Here is an 18,419-nt window from a genome sequence, read left to right on the forward strand (position 1 = left end):
GATTAATTAACCCTCACTGTCTTCTGATTTGTTGTGCACCTTCGGTGGAGGGCACAACGATTCGGAGAGCACTTGTCCTTCCATAGTGACCGTTTTTAATGAAACCGGGAATTTCCAAAGGGTATACAAATGCTTTAAGACTTCATTGGCTGAAGAGGCTAGAGGAATTCGGTTTTGCTGGGTGTAATGTAACGTCAGTGTGCGATCGCCTTCGAAATCCACCGAATACACTTGAATATCAGGTTCAAAGTTACTCAAATTATATTGCTTTGATAAGGCTTCACGAATTTTTTGATACCCTTGTTCGTCATGAATCGCATTGACCACCAACTCGGGATGAAGATCATCATCCACGATATGAAATAATTTTAATTCACGGATGAGTTTGGGCGATAAAAACTGAGCCACAAAGCTTTCGTCTTTAAAATTGCGCATGGCATTATCCAATGCCCCTAACCAGTCTGTATTAGCGAGATGAGGAAACCATTGCTTATCTTCCTCGGTCGGTGCCTCACAGATACGCTTTATGTCTTGCATCATATGATAACCCAAAGTATAGGGGTTAATCCCGCTGAAATAAGGACTATTGTATGGTGGTTGCATAATGACATTCGTATGATTTTGCAGAATTTCTATCATGAACTCATCAGTAACCAGACCTTCATCATATAGGGCGTGAATAAGTGTATAATGCCAAAAACAAGCCCAGCCTTCGTTCATGACTTTGGTTTGACCTTGCGGATAAAAATATTGTGCGATTTTTCGAACGATACGAACGATTTCGCGTTGCCAGGGGTCTAACAAAGGCGCATTTTTTTCGATGAAATAGAGAATATTTTCCTGCGGTTCTTCAGGAAAACGCCTTTTAGCCCGATGTTTCTCCTGATCTTTACCTTTGGGGATGGTTCGCCATAACTCATTGATTTGAGACTGCAAATACATTTCTCGATTTTGTTGGCGGATTTTTTCTTCTTGAATCGAAAGCGTTGGGGGGTGTTTGTAGCGATCGACTCCATAATTCATTAACGCATGACAAGCATCCAAAATGGATTCCACTTCATCAATGCCATAGCGTTCCTCACATTCGCTAATGTAATTTCTTGCAAACACCAGATAATCGATAATTGCATCTGGAGAAGTCCACATTTTAAATAAGTAATTGTTTTTAAAAAAAGAGTTATGTCCATAGCAGGCATGCGCAATCACTAACGCTTGCATCGCCATGGTGTTTTCTTCCATTAAATAGGCAATGCATGGATTCGAGTTAATCACTAATTCATAAGCCAACCCCATCTCGCCGCGCTCGTAACTCTTTTCAACGCCAACAAAACGTTTTCCAAAAGACCAGTGATGATACCCAATGGGCATGCCAACCGAAGCATAGCTGTCCATCATTTGCTCAGCAGTGATCACTTCAATTTGGTTGGGATAAGTGTCCAGCCCGAAGTCTTTCGCGATCCGCGCAATCTCGCGATCGTACGATTCTATTAATTCAAAGGTCCATTCTGCCCCAGTTGATAACGGTTGTTTTCTCATACCGTTTTCCTTTTAAAAAGTTCGCGAAACACTGGATAAATATCTGCAGCGTTATCGATATTTTCCATAGCAAAACTTGAATATTTTTTACCCACCTGCTGATAGACTTCCCATAAGCTTTGATGATGTCTCGGCATGATTTCAATATAAGCAAAATATTGCAGTAAAGGCATAATTTTTTCTTGCAATAACTCTAGGCAGTAGGGAGAGTCGGCGTTCCAATTGTCGCCATCAGAAGCCTGCGCAACATAGATATTCCATGAGGCTGGGTTATAGCGTTGTTCGATAATGTCATACAGTAATTCCAAGGCACTAGACACCACCGTTCCACCGGTTTCACGTGAGTAGAAAAAATCTTCTTCGCTCACTTCTTTCGCTGAAGTGTGATGACGAATAAACACTAATTCTATCTTTTCATAATTACGAGTCAGAAAGAGATAAAGCAAAATAAAGAAACGCTTTGCAATATCTTTTTTGGGTTCATCCATTGAACCTGATACATCCATCACACAAAACATAACCGCTTGCGTCGATGGCGAAGACACTTTAGTGTGTTGGTTATAACGTAAATCAATGGTATCTATAAAGGGAACGGCGGCAACTTTCTTTTTCAAAAACTCGATGTCGCGGGTTAGGCGATTCACCTCGACCTCATCACGATTTGGTTTTTTTAAGAGCGCATCTAATTCTTCTTCGGCGTGCTTTAGCTGTCTTTTATAGTTGGCCCCTAGGGCCACTCTTCTTCCAGTGGCCTGCTTCATTGAGCGCAATACGTTAATATTGGTTGGTGTGCCACTGGTGGTAAATCCAGCGCGTACTTTCTTGAAGGTATTCATTCGCGCCAGTTCTTTCCGAACCAGATCAGGTAATTCTAGGTCTTCAAAATAGAGCTCTAAAAATTCCTCACGCGATAGCTGAAACACAAAATCGTCTTCTCCTTCGCCCTGATTGCTGGCTTCTCCTCCACCTCCAGCCTGGCCCTGGCCACCAGGACGCTTGATCCTATCGCCTGCGATAAATTCATCATTTCCCGGTAAAACGCGCTCTACTCGCCCACCTTTAGCCGGTGAAAAATGAGGCTCTGAAATGTCTTTTGCGGGGATAGTGATTTGCTCCCCTTGATCGATTTCGGTAATGCTTCGTCGTCCAACCGCATCCGATACCGCACGTTTGATCTGGCTTTTATAACGCCTTAGAAAACGTTGACGATTGACGGTGCTTTTTTTACCAGCATTTTGTCTTCGGTCAATCAGTTGGCTCATAAACCAGCTCCCTTAAACACAGATGTTTTTTTACTGTGATTTACGTACTCTTAAATACCATTCCGACAGCAGACGAACTTGTCTTGGCGTGTAGCCTTTATCCACCATTCTTGCGATAAACTCCTCGTGTTTTTTCTTATCTTCTTCGGACGCTTTAGCATTAAATGAAATTACCGGTAACAAATCCTCAGTGTTGGTAAACATTTTCTTCTCAATGACTGAGCGAAGTTTTTCATAGCTGTTCCATCTTGGATTTTTACCATGATTATTCGCGCGGGCTCTCAATACGAAATTCACCACTTCATTACGAAAATCTTTTGGATTTGAAATTCCTGCCGGTTTCTCAATTTTTTCTAATTCCGAGTTTAACGCAGAGCGGTCAAAAATTTCACCGGTATCTGGGTCACGATAATCTTGATCTTGAATCCAGAAATCAGCATAAGTGATGTATCGATCAAAAATATTCTGACCATACTCGGAATAGGATTCAAGGTACGCGGTTTGAATTTCTTTGCCAATGAACTCGACATATTTCGGCGACAGGAATTCTTTAATGAAAGTTAAATATCGCTCATGCAGTTCTTGTGGTAATTGTTCTTGCTCAATTTGGCGCTCCAGTACATACAAGAGATGAACTGGGTTCGCAGCTACTTCGCTGTGATCGAAGTTAAATACTTTCGATAGAATTTTAAAGGCAAAACGGGTTGATATCCCACTCATGCCTTCATCAACACCGGCAAAATCACGATACTCCTGATAAGATTTTGCTTTAGGATCGGTATCTTTCAAACTTTCACCGTTATAGACACGAAGTTTTGAATAAAGACTTGAGTTTTGTGGTTCTTTTAAGCGCGTTAACACAGAAAATTGCGCCAACATATCGAGGGTTCCTGGGGCGCAAGGGGAGTTATTGAGCGAACTGTTTTCAATCAATTTTTTGTAAATTTTTACTTCTTCTGAAACCCTTAAACAATAAGGAACTTTAACGATGTTGATACGATCAATGAAGGCTTCGTTGTTTTTATTATTGCGAAACGTTTGCCACTCTGCTTCGTTGGAGTGGGCAAGGATAATGCCTTCAAAGGGAATGGCGGATAGCCCTTCGGTTGGGTTGTAATTCCCTTCTTGGGTTGCGGTCAGCAGTGGATGTAGCACTTTGATTGGGGCTTTAAACATCTCTACAAACTCGAGCAATCCGCGGTTTGCCCGGCATAAGCCGCCGGAGTAACTATAGGCATCAGCATCATCTTGGGAAAATTCTTCAAGTTTACGAATATCTACTTTACCCACTAACGAGGAGATGTCTTGGTTGTTTTCATCACCAGGCTCTGTTTTGGCGACTGCGATTTGTTTCATACGGGAAGGTTTAACCTTAACGACCCTAAATTGGTTAATGTCGCCATTAAATTCATGCAGTCGTTTAATCGCCCAAGGAGAGAGCACGTAGCGTAAGCATCGCTTTGGAATGTTATAGCGTTCCTGCAATAATTCACCATCTTCTTCTAAGTCAAATAGAGATAAAGGAGAGTCAAACACAGGCGAGCCTTTAATGGCATAAAAAGGAACTTTTTGCATTAAATCTTTTAATTTCTCCGCCAGTGAAGATTTACCGCCACCCACAGGTCCCAAGAGATAGAGAACTTGTTTTGTTTCTTCCAGTCCTTGCGCGGCGTGCTTTAAGAAACCAACAATCTGTTCAATCGGTTCTTCCATGCCATAAAACTCATTGAACACTTCATAGCGGGGAATGACTTTGTTGGAAAATATCCGTGATAAAACGGGATCGTGGCGAGTGTCTACCATTTCCGGCTCACCAATCGCCATGAGTAAGCGCTCAGCTGGGTTTGCATAAGCCGATGGGTCGTTACGGCACAGCTCTAAATATTCGTCCAAAGACAAATCTTCTTCTTTATTTTCTTCAAAGCGGCGTGTGTAACTGGCTAAAAAATCTTGTGTGTTCATAACATTCCTCTCCCTAGAGCCTTACGAGATCTATCGTCAGTCTAAAGTTTAACTTTAAGTATTTAAGATATTAATCAATCCCTTGTGATTATTTTTGCATTTTGGTGGCAAAAGAGAGAAACTCATGCCGTTATCTTGATTATAGATTAAATCCCAAGGTCATGCTGTTTCAAAAATCAATTATTAATGAATAAATTAAAACACAAATAGTAGATTGCAAGAAATCGGAGTATTCACTATGCCTAACACAACCATTCACCGCAAAGATTACCGCCCCTATCCATTTAAATTGCTCCAAGTTTACCTTAAGTTTGATCTCTATGATGAGGAGGCTAGAGTAGAGAGTCAAATGGTGTTTGAACGCGAACATCCAGGGTCTTTGCATTTGTATGGCGATGAATTGGAGCTTATTGAGATAAAACTGGGCGATGAAACGCTTAATGAAGGCGATTATGAACTGCGCGATGGAGATTTATATATCCATAATTGTCCGGATGCCTTTACTTTACATATTGAAACGCGTATTCGCCCACAAGAAAATACCGCGCTTTCAGGCCTATATCGCACCAATCATCTTTTTTGCACACAATGTGAAGCGGAAGGCTTTCGTCGCATTATGTTTTTTCCCGATCGTCCCGATGTATTATCCGTCTTCACCACAAAAATTGTTGCCGATAAAAACAAATATCCGGTGTTGCTATCCAATGGGAATTTAATTGAAACGGGAACCACAGATTCAGACCGGCATTGGGTGGTTTGGCAGGATCCCTTCAAAAAACCATCGTACCTCTTTGCACTAGTGGCTGGGGATTTGATGTTGGTTCAAGAGGCATTTCAAACCTGTTCAGGTCGAACCGTTGATTTAAGAATCTATGTTGAGCCAGGAAACGAAGATAAGTGCCAGCATGCGATGGACTCTTTGAAACGCGCAATGCGTTGGGATGAAGAACAATATGGCCGCGAGTACGATCTGGATATTTTTATGATTGTGGCGGTGAGTGATTTCAATATGGGCGCCATGGAAAATAAAGGCTTAAATATTTTTAACTCAAAATATATTTTAGCAAGACCAGATACCGCAACCGACAGCGATTATTTAGATATCGAGGGCGTGGTTGGCCATGAATACTTTCATAATTGGACTGGAAATCGAGTCACTTGCCGTGACTGGTTTCAATTAAGTTTAAAAGAGGGCTTAACCGTATTTCGCGATCAAGAGTTTTCACGTGATATGAACTCACGAGAAGTGAATCGAATTTTAGACGTCAAAGTGTTAAGAAACATACAATTTCCCGAAGACGCCGGGGCCATGGCTCATCCTGTTCGCCCAGAGTCTTATCAAGAAATTAATAACTTTTATACCGCAACGGTCTATAACAAAGGCGCTGAAGTAATCCGCATGCAACATACCTTACTTGGGGACGTGGGCTTTAGACGTGGCATGGATTTGTATTTTGAACGCCATGATGGACAAGCGGTGACGATAGATGATTTTGTAGCAGCCATGGAAGATGCCAATCAAGTTGATTTAACCCAATTCAAATTATGGTACAGCCAAGCCGGAACGCCTGAAGTCCTTGTAAAAAGCAGTTTTAACGAGGGAACCTTGCGCTTACACGTGATGCAGTCTTGTCGGCCAACGCCTGAAAGCGAAGAGAAACAGCCGTTTCACATCCCGATTCGGATTGCCTTGTTTGACGGCAAAGGCCAAGCACTCACTCTTCAGCACGATGTACTCGAATTAAAAGAAGCCTCACAAGTCTTTGAGTTTCACGACTTGAAAGAACAGCCGCTGGTGTCGATGCTGCGCGATTTCTCTGCTCCCATTTCTCTTCAATTCGAACGCAGTGAGGAAGCATTAACCGACTTATTGCGATATGAATCCAATGGTTTTGCCAAATGGGATGCCGCCCAGACATTGACCATCAACTGTTTAACCAAGCATTATCAGAATAATGCCACATCAAATACTTTGCCAGAATCCTTGTTAAACGCTTATCAACATTTGTTATTAGATGAAAGCCTTGATCAAGCGTTAAGAGCTGAAGTCTTATCTCCACCGGGATTTGAAGACATTGCCGCTCACCTCTCTTTAGTCAATGTTAGCTTATTAGAAGCAGTGCGTGATAATTATCGTGCAACACTCGGCCTTCACCTTTTTGATGACGTAGCTGACATGTATGAAACGTTGCGGAAAAAAGAAGATCATGCCATGGATTCTCGAGCTTACAACCGTAGAAAATTAAAAAATATCTGCCTGTGGTTGATGATGAAAGCCAATGAAAAAGAAGCGCTTGAAGCATGCCAACAACAGTTTACAACAGCGCGTACGATGACGGATCAAATGGCAAGTTTTCATCTGTTAGTAAACACTTCATTTGAGGACTATCGCTTGCAAGCGATGGATGCCTTTTATCAGCAATGGAAACACAATGACCTCGTTTTGGATAAGTGGTTTATGGCCCTTGCCCTTTGCGAATTGCCCGGAACGTTAGAACACGTGCGTCAACTCATGAGTCACTCGGCGTTTAATCTCAAAAACCCCAATAAAGTACGGGCCTTAATCGGTGCTTTTTGTTTCTCAAACTACCGTCATTTTCATGCTGAAGATGGAAGTGGGTATGAGTTTTTAGGTGAAGTATTGGTAACGTTGGATAAGTACAATCCACAGGTTGCAGCGCGTCTTGCAACCCCTTTTACTCGCTGGCAACGCTTAGATAAAACAAGACAAGACTTAATGCAAGATCAACTGCAAGTGCTTGCTAAAAAAGAATTATCTCGTGATTTAAGGGAATTAGTGAGCAAAAGCTTAGTGTGAGAACAACATGACCGATATGTTTGCGGTTATGGGCAACCCTATTGCCCATAGCCTTTCTCCCGTGATTCATCAACAATTTGCAGCTCAAACTGGGCAACGCATAATGTATGAAAAAAAATTAATACAGCATGGCGAGTTTGAGCAACAAGTCGTCGATTTTTTTAATTCCGGCGGTAAAGGGTTAAACATCACGTTACCGTTTAAAACAAAGGCCTATGCTTTATGCGAGGTGCGAACAGAGCGTGCCGAACAAGCACAAGCCGTCAATACGTTGTGGATGCGAGATGGGAATCTTCATGGCGATAACACGGATGGCGTGGGCTTGCTTCGTGATTTAGGGCGTTATTTGATTATCCGGAATAAATCGGTTTTACTGTTAGGCGCAGGAGGAGCGGCTTCAGGTGTAATCTCCGCGTTATTATCACAAACGCCCAAGGTAACGGTGGTCAATCGCACGCGTTCAAAAGCAGAGTCATTACAAGCTAGATTTGAACATTTAACCGTCCTTGATTTTGAATCATTGGATTCAAGCTATGATTTAATCATTAACGCCACATCGGCAAGTCTTGATGATAAAACGCTGCCTATTCCAGCTTCGGTATGGGATGGTTACCCTTTTTGCTATGATTTGTCTTATCGCATGGCTTGCGATACTCCCTTTGTTGCTTTGGCGAAAGCGCATGGATGTGATGGAATTGATGGCTTAGGAATGCTCGTTGAGCAAGCGGCTGAATCATTTTGGATTTGGCTTGGAATTAAACCAGAAGTTCAACCTGTTTTGACATCACTCAAAAAAAGCCGTGACGACCGCTTCCGCAGCTAACGTATCATGATAACCCAAGTCAATTAATTCGCCGGTGAACTCTTTTTCAAACAGCAAGAAACTTAATAAATCACCGGAATGGCTTTTCGCGCCAAGGACATTTAACAGCAAACGTAATACCGCAGGCATTGCGGTGTAATTGGCTTGCGCAATGGCTGAAATGTTTATGCTAGGTCGCATGTGAAGGGTTTCAATAGGCCGCCAAGGCGAATATCTTTTTTTCCACATTGATAATAAGCGCGCGATGTCGTTCATGCGATTAAGCATCTCTATATCGCGATCAAGATTGTCTAAAAAAAGACCGTTTAGCATGTTCCCTAAAATATGTGCAAAACCAATGTCACCATTTTTTAATGTTTCGGGATCTGAAAAAGCGGGCAATTGGCGCGTTCCCAAAACCATGATTTTCTCAACATTGAAACGAACCGCTCCTCGCAAAGGGGAGACGAGCCCCATACTGCCGTCTCCATAATGAAAGCCGTTAATTTTAACGGTCGGGAAAAATAAAGGCAGTGCGCTAGAAGCAAGAATGTGTGGCATATCCATTTCAACACGCTCGCTGATATGACGAGGGTAATGCCAGTCTTCAAACTCATCACTATTGTGTTGATAAAAAGAAATGGTTTGTTGTGTTTCATAACAGTTACTGATCACCTCCATGGTGTTCAGCACCCTGTGATTAATATTAGTTTTTATGCGCTCAAAATCGATATTGGCATTAATAAATTCATGCAGCGGATCGGTATTGAGCAAATAACCGGTTTTGCGTTGGCGAATCAGTAAATGACTGATGTTTCTAAATACCGACTTACCCAATTCGTAGTTGCTGGTATTAAATATATTATTGCAGTGGATATCTCGCCAAAGGGTTTCAAGTTTCTCCACGGCAATTGGAAAATCGTCAGCGTGTTGCGCAAGTATCGACGCATTAATGCTGCCAATACTCACACCGCTAACCATCTCAAACGGAATAGGTTTAACCTGTAAAATTTGAGCGATTGCCTTTAAAACACCCGCTTGGTATGCACCTCTCGCACCGCCGCCGGCTAAATAAAGAGCTTTTTTGGCCATAAAAATTCACTAATTTATTAATACCCGATTCAGAGTTATTTCACTGGATAAGTTTCGATAAATCAAGGATTACTTTATTTTTTTGCAGTAAAAAAATCCGTTCAGGTCATAGTCATCGAATGAAATAAAATATAGTTGACTTACGCAGGATAAAGCAAGACTTAGCTCAGTTCAGGTTTTCTTAATCTTTTTTTGGTAATTTATAAGGTAAATCACCTTCAAAAAATTATTGTGATGCTGTGAACGTATGAAGGATTTTTGGTATGACGCTTAAAGAATTTAATGTAACAACCTTATCTGATGACCTATTGTTGGAAGCGGCAGATCTTGAAACGCTTGAGAAACTAGTGCGTCTGATTTCATTGCCCACTGTGGATGGTAAAGTCCCTGAAAAGCCCTATTCATTACTATCACTAATGTCTTCTGTAGCAAAGTTTGGTGAGGCTGCTTCAGACAGTGGTGAAAAGATTACTCATTTCGTTGGTTATGAGATTAATTTTGATCACCCCCATCAAGCGCATTCAATAGAAGCGCTATCTGGCGCGCTTCATCTAGGTGCGTTAGGGTTTACAGCCGTTAACTTTTTCCGAACCCCTGCTGAATATGTAAACGCTTTGGTTAGCGGTAAAAAAATCAATCCCACCGTTTCTAAAAATGCGCGGTGGGCTTTATCCGCAGTAATGTTGGCCATTGGTATCTTGGTTGCCTGTTTTCCGGTCATTGCTCCTGGATTTAGCATCGGTGCTGCATTTCTCGGCTTAGGCGCTGGAGTTATAGGAATGGCCAGTTTGCTTTATCAGCGCTTGGAAATAGAAGAACAGCAAGTCCAGGTCAAAAAAGCAATTGCCATGCAAGAGCAATTAATTACGGATATTAATGCGCATCTTTTACCTCAATATTATCTCTTAGAGGAGGCTCTCGCGGAAAAGGATAAGTCAAAATGCACTGAGCTTATCGGGGACATGAGACCGCTCCTGAAGAAATTGGAAGCGGCTAAACGTGGCCTGATTCACTTGAAGAATCATCAAGCTTATTTAGAACAAACCTTTCGTAAGCTAAATTCGACTGCAATGCTGGATAAAATAGTGAGCATCAGCTTATCGGTAATCGTCATTATTGGAATTACCATTAGTTATATGCTGCCACCGGTTGGATTAGCCATCATCGCAGGCGTCGCTGCTGCTGGTTTTTTATACGTCACCGCAAGGTTCGGAATTCCTTTGTTGAAACAGCTTGGCTCCTGGATAACCCGGCAATTTAACTCGACCAAGGAAACAACGGTCGATGAGCAAAATGAGTCTGGAGCTCAATTCGGACTAGCAATGCAGCCTTTGGATGAGCGTGACTCTGCTGAAGTTGATAAGCCTGAGCAGGATGGGGGGAAACATGAGATAAAATTTTTCTCTGATAATAAGCCTAGACAGACGCAAAACCAACTTGGGGATGAAGACGCTATCACGACGGAGCTCCTCTCATCGCCTACCTGCTCTAACGGGTTCAGGCCATCTACAGAATAGCTTCGAACTGTAACAGAATACTGCGAATTGCCGTTATTTTAAATAGTCTGTGTTCACCAAAATCATCCACTTGTGGTTTGAAAAAAATTAATATAAGTTGTAATGACCGCCTCCTTTTTATAAGGGAAACAAATGCTTGCTTTGTTTCGGAATCAACCCCGCGCGTTCTATATGATTTTCATGCTTGAAATTTGGGAGCGGTTTGGTTTTTACACCGTGCAAGGCATTCTGACCTTATATTTCATTCGTTTTCTCGGTTACGACGATGAAATAGCCTTTTATACCTTCGGTGCTTTTTCTGCCTTAGTGTATGGAATGGTGGCGTTGGGTGGCTATCTAGGCGATAAAATCTTAGGGACGAAACGCACTATTGTTCTAGGGCTATTTACGTTATCAGCTGGCTATTTAGCGCTTTCCTTAGTAAGCCGTGAGTATGTATTTGAGGCATTAGGACTCATTTGTGTTGGTAACGGCTTATTTAAAGCAAACCCATCTAATTTGTTATCCAAGTGCTATAAAGAAAACGATCCAAGATTACACGGCGGTTTTACGCTGTATTATATGGCGGTTAATTTAGGCTCAACCATCGCTTTATTTATTGGACCGAGCATTTCAACCGCCTACGGTTATCCGTACGCGTATTTTTTAAGTTTTTTAGGCTTGCTGCTGGGGTTAATTAATTACTGGTATCAACGCGCCCATATCGACTCAATCAATACCTACGCGGATCAAAAATCCATTTCGATGACTCAATGGGCAGTTATTGTTTTGGGTATTATCGTTGCAACCGAAATTTCAGCGTATCTCTTGCAACACGTTATGATCGCTGAAAATATTCTTTGGGTTGTTATTGCTGTTGTTATGGCGGTGTACCTTAGGTACATGCGGCAAGAAAAAAAACTTGTCGTATTAAAAATGGTGGTGGCACTCATCTTGATGTTTGAAGCGGTTATTTTCTTTGTGTTATACCAACAAATGCCAACCTCAATTAATTTATTTGCCGTGAATAATGTATATCCAACGCTCTTTGGCGTAACTATTGATCCTCAAAGTTTCCAAGCGTTAAATCCGATTTGGATCATCTTAATGAGTCCAATCTTGGCAAAGCTTTATGAAACCTTACATCGCAAACAAGTTCTTTTTCCCATGCCGTATAAATTTGCAGCAGGAATGACCTTATGTGGGTTAAGCTTTTTGATCCTATATTTTCCGAGATTTTTTCATAATGAATTGGGAATGGTTTCATCCTGGTGGCTTATCGCGAGTTATTTTTTTCAAAGTGTCGGTGAGCTGATGGTATCCGCGCTAGGGGTAGCCATGGTTGCAGAATTGGTGCCTGTGCACATTACTGGGTTTGTCATGGGAATGTTTTTCCTGACTCCTGCGATTGCGGGTTTTGTGGGAGCCTACGTTGCATCATTCACCGCTCTGCCAGAAAATCTACAATTCGGAGTTGAGTCGCTGTACATCTATACTGAAGTTTTTTCTTACATCGGGCTCGTAACTTTAGCCATTGCCCTTGTGATGTGGCTAACCTCGCCGTACTTAATTCGGCTTATGGGAATTAAATATACCAAACCGAAAGCCAATGAAACGGGCCAACGTTGTGAAGAAAATAACTTGAAGGAAGTCAGTTCTATATAAGATTTTGGACGCGAGGTAGGTATATCATGGCATAAATTAATATATTCTTAAGTATTTTAAGGTATATTATGCTGAAACTTTAAGCATAGTTGTGAATTACTGCCAATGCCTACCTCATTAAAACTAAGCCCAACCGCAACAACGTTAGAACTAAGCCCAACCGCAACAACGTTAGAACTAAGCCCAACCTCACAAACGTTGCTCAGTCAAATTATTGCCGTAACTAATGATGAGAGGTTAGGCCATTGGAAGAAAAAGCCACAGGCGGTTGAACGAAGCGAATTAATCGCTTGGCTCAAACAGAAGCATCCATGCGATAAGAGCACACGTTTTTTATTTGAGTCTTTTAATGCGTCCTTACTGCAAGATTTAAGACAATCTCTACAGAATGAAACTTTAACACCACAACCTAAACAACCTTGGTATCGCAAAGCCATTTTTTTTGCTTTGGCGGCAGCAGGCACGTTATTGGCTATTTGCGAAGGGTTTGATGGGGTTGCCTCTTTACTTGGCTTATTACCCGGTGTTTCACCTCTTGTTTTAATTGGTGCTGGAATCGTGTTTTCGGTGTTATCTGTTGCTGTTTTTTATGGATTTGATTTGGCAGGCATTTCAGACAATCTTGGCGTCAAATTTAAGCAAACCCCTAAATTACTGGATGTCTTTCTAGAACAAACGCTTGAAATAAAAAGGCTTCGAAAATACATTGATCAACACTTTCATAAAGTAAAAACGATTAAAGAATTAGATGAAATGCGCGAGATGATAGGAATGCTTCGCTTGCGCTTTGAGGCTTTAAAAGACGCTCGCGAAGAATATAAGCGATCACTTAACAATCCTGTGATAAACGCGACTAAATCTTTCGTAGGCGCCATAACAGGGGTATTGTTCTTTAGCGGTGGTTTTTTTACGGGTCAGTCTCTAGGGATTGCAATCGCAGGGTTGATCGGGAGCTCGGTTGGGGTAACCTTCCCTCCCATTTTGCTTGTAAGTGTTTTAGCAGGCCTTGCGGCGTTTAGTCTTTACTGGTACCTAGAAAGGCCTGGCGTTGAAAATTTAGTTTCAGGTTGGTTTGGATTAAATAAAGAAAAAATTGAAACGTTTTCAGATGAAAGCGAGGTAGATAAGCAACTTGAAAAGCTTGATTTACTAGAAGAAAAACTTTCTTTACAGACTAACTATCAACAAGATAATGTGAAGAATGAATTAGAGACGGAGTCTCAATGGATCCCTTCTTTTGAGCAAGATGGAGAGATTAATTATTCCAATAGATTTTTTAGGCCTCGTTTGACGCGCGCTGTATCTGACAGTGCATTAGTGAAGCTTTCTTCTCATGGCTTAGGATCTATTGAGCAATCATGCTCACTTTTTAGCCCGCAATCATGAATGATTAACTATTTTTAAATCTCTAAAATTTCTTTTACAAAAGGTATGGTAATTTTTCTTTGCGCTCTTAATGAAGCTTCATCCAATTTGTTTAAAAGGATCTGCAAGTCATGCATATTTCTTGCGCAGCGGTTTAATAAAAATTGAACGACACCAACGGGTAGATCAAACCCTCGTTTTCTAGCCAGTGTTCTAAGGGTATTCACTTTGTTTTCATCATCGAGTTCATTTAATTGCACTACCAGGCCCCAGCTTAAGCGGGACTGCAAATCAGGTAATTGAATAGATAAGTGCTTAGGCGCAACGAGGCCGCTCATGATGAGTCTTGAGGCTTCTTTATCACGTACGCGATTATATAAATGAAAAATGGCTTCTTCCCAGTCTGCCCTACCTGCGATGGCATGAATATCATCCAGCGCAATTAAGTCCTGTTCTTCAATGCCGTCTAACAGTTCAGGCCCCATTTCATGCAATAAATGAAGGGGAAGGTAAATGGCGGATTCGGAGGCTTGGGTAGCTTGACAACATCCTTGCAAAAGATGCGATTTTCCGCTGCCAGGGCTTCCCCACAAATAAAGAAAGCGCTCTCCAGTATGGTTTAAAACATTGGCTAGCTGTTGTTCTAGCAACAAATTCCCACTCCAACAAAAGTCCATTAGAGTCGCTTCATCATTTAACTGGATGGCTAGGGCAAGTTGTTTATTCATTGGATGGGGTTAGTACTGGAAAACGCTTTTCTACCCCAAGTCCATACATAGTCTATAAAACTTGCAGTGGTTGTAAGAGCCGTCAATATAATTAAAAAATGAGTAAGATAAGGAACCAACTCAAAATAAGCCAGATTAAAAAGACAGAGAACCACCAAAGTGAGCTGCAGCAACGTATTAAGCTTACTCAGTCGAGTGGGCTCAAAATCAAGCTTGCGCTGAATAAACCAGTACCAAGCAATTACACCGAAAGAAATGGTTAGATCTCTTAAGAACACCAAGACCACTAACCACCAGGGCAATTTGCCAATAAGCGCGATGGATATAAAGCTTGAGGCGATAAGAAGTTTATCCGCCAGAGGATCCACAAAGGAACCAAATGAACTTTGCCAGTGAAAATGCCGCGCCAACCAGCCATCTAGGCCATCGGTAATCCCTGCGATAAAAAAGATATACAAGGCGATTTCATACTGCTGTTGAAACAAAAAGATCAAAAACGGAATGATGAGAATCAAACGAGTCACGGTTAAAGCATTCGGTATATTTCGTAAGATCATGTTTTTAATCGAAAGTTAATTATTCCTTCATCCCCATCCGGACTGGGTAGAGAGGTAAATTTTTGTGCCAACCGCATTTCCAGAAGCTCAGTTGGTATGATTATATCAAGTGTATATAATACCGCGTCCTCTGTCACGCTGTTAAGTCTTGTATGCTTAACACCAGGGATTTGTTTTAAATAGCTTGCCACATAATGATAGGCTTTGGCGGTTTGAATATTGCCAATGCGTATATCTACGGCATGTGTTGGTTTTTCGACTTCTTCTCCCTGTTCAAACAAAAATTGGCTGACGCCTGCAAAAGATGGTTTTCCAAGTTCTCTGGGCGGTCGTTGCAATAATTGAGACAGATATGGGGAAGTTGTACCGTGATAATATAAACGCCAATCTTCCATATCATCTTGGCCTGAGGTTGAGGGGTATAATTTTAGCAACAATACAGCGTCGGATTTTTGCATGTTGGTCTTGGCAATGAACGCTTCAATATCCATTAAGTTCAACTCGGTTATTTTAAACTCTCGCTCGGAAGGTTCGGTTTGAAACTCAAGGTTTAATCCTTTCTCTTGAGCAGCTTTTAGAAGGACTGCGAAAATATCAGGCTCATTTTTAGGATAAAGGCAGGTCAGTTCGCGTTTAAAAAAACGACACACCCAGGTTTTTATTTTAGGATGATTCACGATCCATGGTTGTTGACCTGCTTTGATCATGAGGGAATCTATTGCACGAGGTTTAAACCGTAAGTTGAGCGTCCCTGCGGTTTTATCTATCGCTTCGATATACTCCATAGGGTTCGCTGAATTGATAATAGGATTTTCATGATCGTTTGGCCCAGGTGTTAGGCGGTCAACCACTTGTTGTAAGGCATTGTGAAACGCTTGTTTTTTATTTGTGATGGGAAGTTTTAATTGAATTTCATAAACCCAGGATGAAGCAGCAAGACTGAAGGTGGAAAACGTTAAGGCTATCCAAATTAAGGTGAACTTCATGGCTATCCATATTGCTCGAACTGAACAGGCCATTGTAGCGATATTTCTATGAGCTTCCTAGTTTTTTAATTAGGTTAAAAGTTACTCACTTGCCGCTCCTAATGCTGGTAAGCTTGGCGTATTAGGATGAGGATCGAGCGCATGCGCTGAATTTGCCGCTGTTCCAGAAAAGAAAGAATGTTTTTGGAGAGAAAGTGCTGCAAGGGTATCGGTGATTGCATGCTCACGAGCGTCAAGCACCAACGCTTTTTGATTTAATTCCTGTTCACGATGTGCAAGTATCTCTTCACGCCGCTCAAGTTCCGCTTGGTGGTGATTAAACTCAACGGCATGATTATTAAATCCTCTTTGGGTTGAGGGATACAACTCTGGATCGTTTGAGGGTTTAATATTGGCTATCGATTCTTGCAATTTTTGCGCGTACGAATGTTTGATCACATTGGAAAAAGAAATACTGGAAAGCGTTAATAAGCAAATAAACGCGCAACAAACGACGGAAAGAATCAGACTTGGAGGGGAAAGACACCAGACGATTACGGCCGCGGTAATCAGCATGGCAATGCCAAGCTTTAACCAAACAGAACGCACCGTACTTTGCAATAGATTTTTGGCTCGCTCATACTCCGCAATGCTCTCCCAAGAAGCATCATCTTCTGGCTTGGTTATATTATTTAGATCGCGATAGTTTTTGTAAAGAATAAATAGGCTCTTAAGGACGTCTGTTGCGGCACTCAAAATAAACAAAATTGCTATGGGAAACGCAAGCGTTCCCCCTGCCAAAAACATTAACCCATAGGCTGTGATCGTTAATGCAGATTGTACGGTTTTAAATAAAAGATCATAAACTCTTTGCCTCGCCGGCTGGGTTTTTTTAAACGCCATAACAATCCAACTGCTTAATAAGTCTAGGCTGTTATAAAGCATCCCAAGCAAAGGAATATTTTTTAAGATTGAAAAGGTTCTACCCAACCAATGAATCCCAGATAATCCCCACTCCAGAAGCGTTACAAAGAAATCTTTTTTGAAATGAAATAGGGTGACTAAACCAGCAGAGAATAGCGATACTAATGAAAAGAGTAATGCCGTATTTCGCGGAGGATGAGCTTTGTCGATTAATTTAAGCAAACATTCAACGTGGTGATAGCCGGCATAATTTAGATTGACTAATAAATCATAAAAACTAGCAGAATTCGTAATGAACGTTTCAAACTCCCCGACTTCTCCAGTCGGAGATTTCTTGATATTTAAGCTTTTAAGAAAGGCGATAATATAAGGATTATTAAAATTTTTAACAGACAAGGATTTGTATAGTTCTTTGCATGAAAGCTTGAGTTTAGAGCTCTCTGCTTGCAGACGTACCGCGATAACTTCAAGAGGTTCGCCCTGAACGTATCGAAGCGCAATATCTTGTAAAGGTTCAGCTTGAGTGGATTGTAATGTTGGCATCGGTTACCTTTTACTTCATTGCGAACCATAGTAACGAAATATGGGCAAAATTACAACAAAATAATCCTTAATCCATCACTTTTTCAAAGGGAAACCATCCTGGTTCAAATCACATAGATTATGCTAATCTAAAGCTTAAAATTTAAGTAATGACGCATGATCAAATCCAATCGCTTCATCATACATTAGACAACGTCCCTAACGTTTTTTTGCAATCTTCTCAATTTTAATCTGAGCACAGATGTTTCAGTTTACTTCGATCTGCCCCCTCTTCCGCGCTAGGAGTTTGAGTCGTATGATAATGTCCTTCGCGGGATGAGGGTTGGGGAGAGGGAAAGGGAACAATCTACGCTAAGACCACATGCTCGCCATTTACGAAAAAACAGCACTGATGCTGAGCGGCATCTTTGGTATCCTCTTCGAGCGAATAGACTCGGATTTAAATTTAAGAGACAGGTACCAATAAGCGCGTACATGGTTGATTTTGTCTGTCTTGAAAAACGATTGATTATCGAACTTGCGATTTGACGTTCATGCACCTGTCCAAGAGTTATCAGTATATTTCTCTGTACATGACAAAAAACCTGCCATGCCCGCGCAGGCGGGCAACCATCCATCAAAATAATCCGATGCCCAAATCAAGCCACTGGGGGTTGTTTTGCTCGATAAGGTTTATTTTCCATTGTCGGTTCCACTTCTTGATG

The 18,419-nt window shown here is 41.5% G+C and carries 13 protein-coding genes and 1 pseudogene; 6 read left to right on the top strand and 8 right to left on the bottom strand.

Annotation, left to right across the window (positions count from 1 at the left end; genetic code table 11):
* Positions 1-6: 6 nt before the first annotated feature.
* From E1O47_RS03740 to E1O47_RS03750, 3 genes are read right to left on the bottom strand one after another with little or no spacing between them, the layout of a single operon-like run.
* Positions 7-1,536 (bottom strand): SpoVR family protein, encoded by a 1,530-nt coding sequence (locus tag E1O47_RS03740; RefSeq protein WP_133129927.1) that lies wholly within the window; start codon positions 1,534-1,536, stop codon positions 7-9.
* On the bottom strand, positions 1,533-2,798 hold the full coding sequence (locus E1O47_RS03745; RefSeq protein WP_133129928.1) for a YeaH/YhbH family protein: 1,266 nt from the start codon (positions 2,796-2,798) through the stop codon (positions 1,533-1,535). Before E1O47_RS03745 ends, E1O47_RS03740 begins: the two co-directional genes overlap by 4 nt.
* A gap of 30 nt (positions 2,799-2,828) precedes the next feature.
* Positions 2,829-4,760, bottom strand: a complete 1,932-nt coding sequence (locus tag E1O47_RS03750; protein ID WP_133129929.1) for a PrkA family serine protein kinase — start codon at positions 4,758-4,760, stop codon at positions 2,829-2,831.
* Positions 4,761-4,998: 238 nt separating this feature from the next.
* Here E1O47_RS03750 and pepN point away from each other — a divergent pair, with 238 nt between their 5' ends.
* The gene (gene pepN, locus E1O47_RS03755) at positions 4,999-7,578 is read left to right on the top strand and encodes an aminopeptidase N (protein WP_133129930.1); all 2,580 of its coding nucleotides are present in this window, start codon (positions 4,999-5,001) and stop codon (positions 7,576-7,578) included.
* Positions 7,579-7,585: 7 nt separating this feature from the next.
* On the top strand, positions 7,586-8,401 hold the full coding sequence (aroE, locus tag E1O47_RS03760; RefSeq protein WP_133129931.1) for a shikimate dehydrogenase: 816 nt from the start codon (positions 7,586-7,588) through the stop codon (positions 8,399-8,401).
* Here aroE and E1O47_RS03765 read toward each other — a convergent pair.
* Positions 8,363-9,472: a patatin-like phospholipase family protein gene (locus E1O47_RS03765; protein WP_133129932.1), complete on the bottom strand. Its 1,110-nt coding sequence runs from the start codon at positions 9,470-9,472 to the stop codon at positions 8,363-8,365. The two genes, aroE and E1O47_RS03765, sit on opposite strands and share 39 nt — an antisense overlap.
* 263 nt (positions 9,473-9,735) lie before the next feature.
* Here E1O47_RS03765 and E1O47_RS03770 point away from each other — a divergent pair, with 263 nt between their 5' ends.
* The 3 genes from E1O47_RS03770 (at position 9,736) to E1O47_RS03780 (ending at position 14,019) form a co-directional block, all read left to right on the top strand.
* Positions 9,736-10,989, top strand: coding sequence for a hypothetical protein (locus tag E1O47_RS03770; RefSeq protein WP_133129933.1), 1,254 nt, complete (start codon positions 9,736-9,738; stop codon positions 10,987-10,989).
* A gap of 132 nt (positions 10,990-11,121) precedes the next feature.
* A complete protein-coding gene (locus tag E1O47_RS03775; protein ID WP_133129934.1) occupies positions 11,122-12,633 on the top strand; it encodes an oligopeptide:H+ symporter in 1,512 nt (503 codons plus the stop codon).
* A 105-nt stretch (positions 12,634-12,738) separates the two neighbouring features.
* The gene (locus tag E1O47_RS03780; RefSeq protein ID WP_133129935.1) at positions 12,739-14,019 is read left to right on the top strand and encodes a hypothetical protein; all 1,281 of its coding nucleotides are present in this window, start codon (positions 12,739-12,741) and stop codon (positions 14,017-14,019) included.
* A 14-nt stretch (positions 14,020-14,033) separates the two neighbouring features.
* Here the strand turns inward: E1O47_RS03780 and hda are convergent, their stop codons facing one another.
* The 4 genes from hda to E1O47_RS03800 form a co-directional block, all read right to left on the bottom strand.
* Entirely contained in the window at positions 14,034-14,726 is a 693-nt protein-coding gene (gene hda / locus E1O47_RS03785; protein WP_133129936.1) for a DnaA regulatory inactivator Hda, read from the bottom strand.
* Positions 14,723-15,283, bottom strand: a complete 561-nt coding sequence (locus E1O47_RS03790) for a CDP-alcohol phosphatidyltransferase family protein (protein WP_133129937.1) — start codon at positions 15,281-15,283, stop codon at positions 14,723-14,725. The genes hda and E1O47_RS03790 overlap by 4 nt, the downstream gene beginning before the upstream one ends.
* Complete coding sequence (locus tag E1O47_RS03795) at positions 15,280-16,269, bottom strand: DUF2066 domain-containing protein (protein ID WP_165475032.1); 990 nt, start codon at positions 16,267-16,269, stop codon at positions 15,280-15,282. Before E1O47_RS03795 ends, E1O47_RS03790 begins: the two co-directional genes overlap by 4 nt.
* An 81-nt stretch (positions 16,270-16,350) precedes the next feature.
* Entirely contained in the window at positions 16,351-17,715 is a 1,365-nt protein-coding gene (locus E1O47_RS03800; RefSeq protein WP_133129939.1) for a hypothetical protein, read from the bottom strand.
* Positions 17,716-18,030: 315 nt separating this feature from the next.
* Here E1O47_RS03800 and E1O47_RS03805 point away from each other — a divergent pair.
* Positions 18,031-18,234, top strand: a pseudogene (locus tag E1O47_RS03805) (endonuclease domain-containing protein); the annotation flags it as partial.
* Between the last annotated feature and the right edge of the window lie 185 nt (positions 18,235-18,419).

This window comes from Legionella yabuuchiae, from assembly GCF_900640115.1.
GTDB classification, from domain to species: Bacteria; Pseudomonadota; Gammaproteobacteria; order Legionellales; family Legionellaceae; genus Legionella_A; species Legionella_A yabuuchiae.

Bases quoted from the DNA above. Each gene is read 5' to 3' on its own strand.
- E1O47_RS03740 (WP_133129927.1), bottom strand. From the start codon at position 1,536: ATGAGAAAACAACCGTTATCAACTGGGGCAGAATGGACCTTTGAATTA.
- E1O47_RS03745 (WP_133129928.1), bottom strand. From the start codon at position 2,798: ATGAGCCAACTGATTGACCGAAGACAAAATGCTGGTAAAAAAAGCACC.
- E1O47_RS03750 (WP_133129929.1), bottom strand. From the start codon at position 4,760: ATGAACACACAAGATTTTTTAGCCAGTTACACACGCCGCTTTGAAGAA.
- pepN (WP_133129930.1), top strand. From the start codon at position 4,999: ATGCCTAACACAACCATTCACCGCAAAGATTACCGCCCCTATCCATTT.
- aroE (WP_133129931.1), top strand. From the start codon at position 7,586: ATGACCGATATGTTTGCGGTTATGGGCAACCCTATTGCCCATAGCCTT.
- E1O47_RS03765 (WP_133129932.1), bottom strand. From the start codon at position 9,472: ATGGCCAAAAAAGCTCTTTATTTAGCCGGCGGCGGTGCGAGAGGTGCA.
- E1O47_RS03770 (WP_133129933.1), top strand. From the start codon at position 9,736: ATGACGCTTAAAGAATTTAATGTAACAACCTTATCTGATGACCTATTG.
- E1O47_RS03775 (WP_133129934.1), top strand. From the start codon at position 11,122: ATGCTTGCTTTGTTTCGGAATCAACCCCGCGCGTTCTATATGATTTTC.
- E1O47_RS03780 (WP_133129935.1), top strand. From the start codon at position 12,739: ATGCCTACCTCATTAAAACTAAGCCCAACCGCAACAACGTTAGAACTA.
- hda (WP_133129936.1), bottom strand. From the start codon at position 14,726: ATGAATAAACAACTTGCCCTAGCCATCCAGTTAAATGATGAAGCGACT.
- E1O47_RS03790 (WP_133129937.1), bottom strand. From the start codon at position 15,283: ATGATCTTACGAAATATACCGAATGCTTTAACCGTGACTCGTTTGATT.
- E1O47_RS03795 (WP_165475032.1), bottom strand. From the start codon at position 16,269: ATGAAGTTCACCTTAATTTGGATAGCCTTAACGTTTTCCACCTTCAGT.
- E1O47_RS03800 (WP_133129939.1), bottom strand. From the start codon at position 17,715: ATGCCAACATTACAATCCACTCAAGCTGAACCTTTACAAGATATTGCG.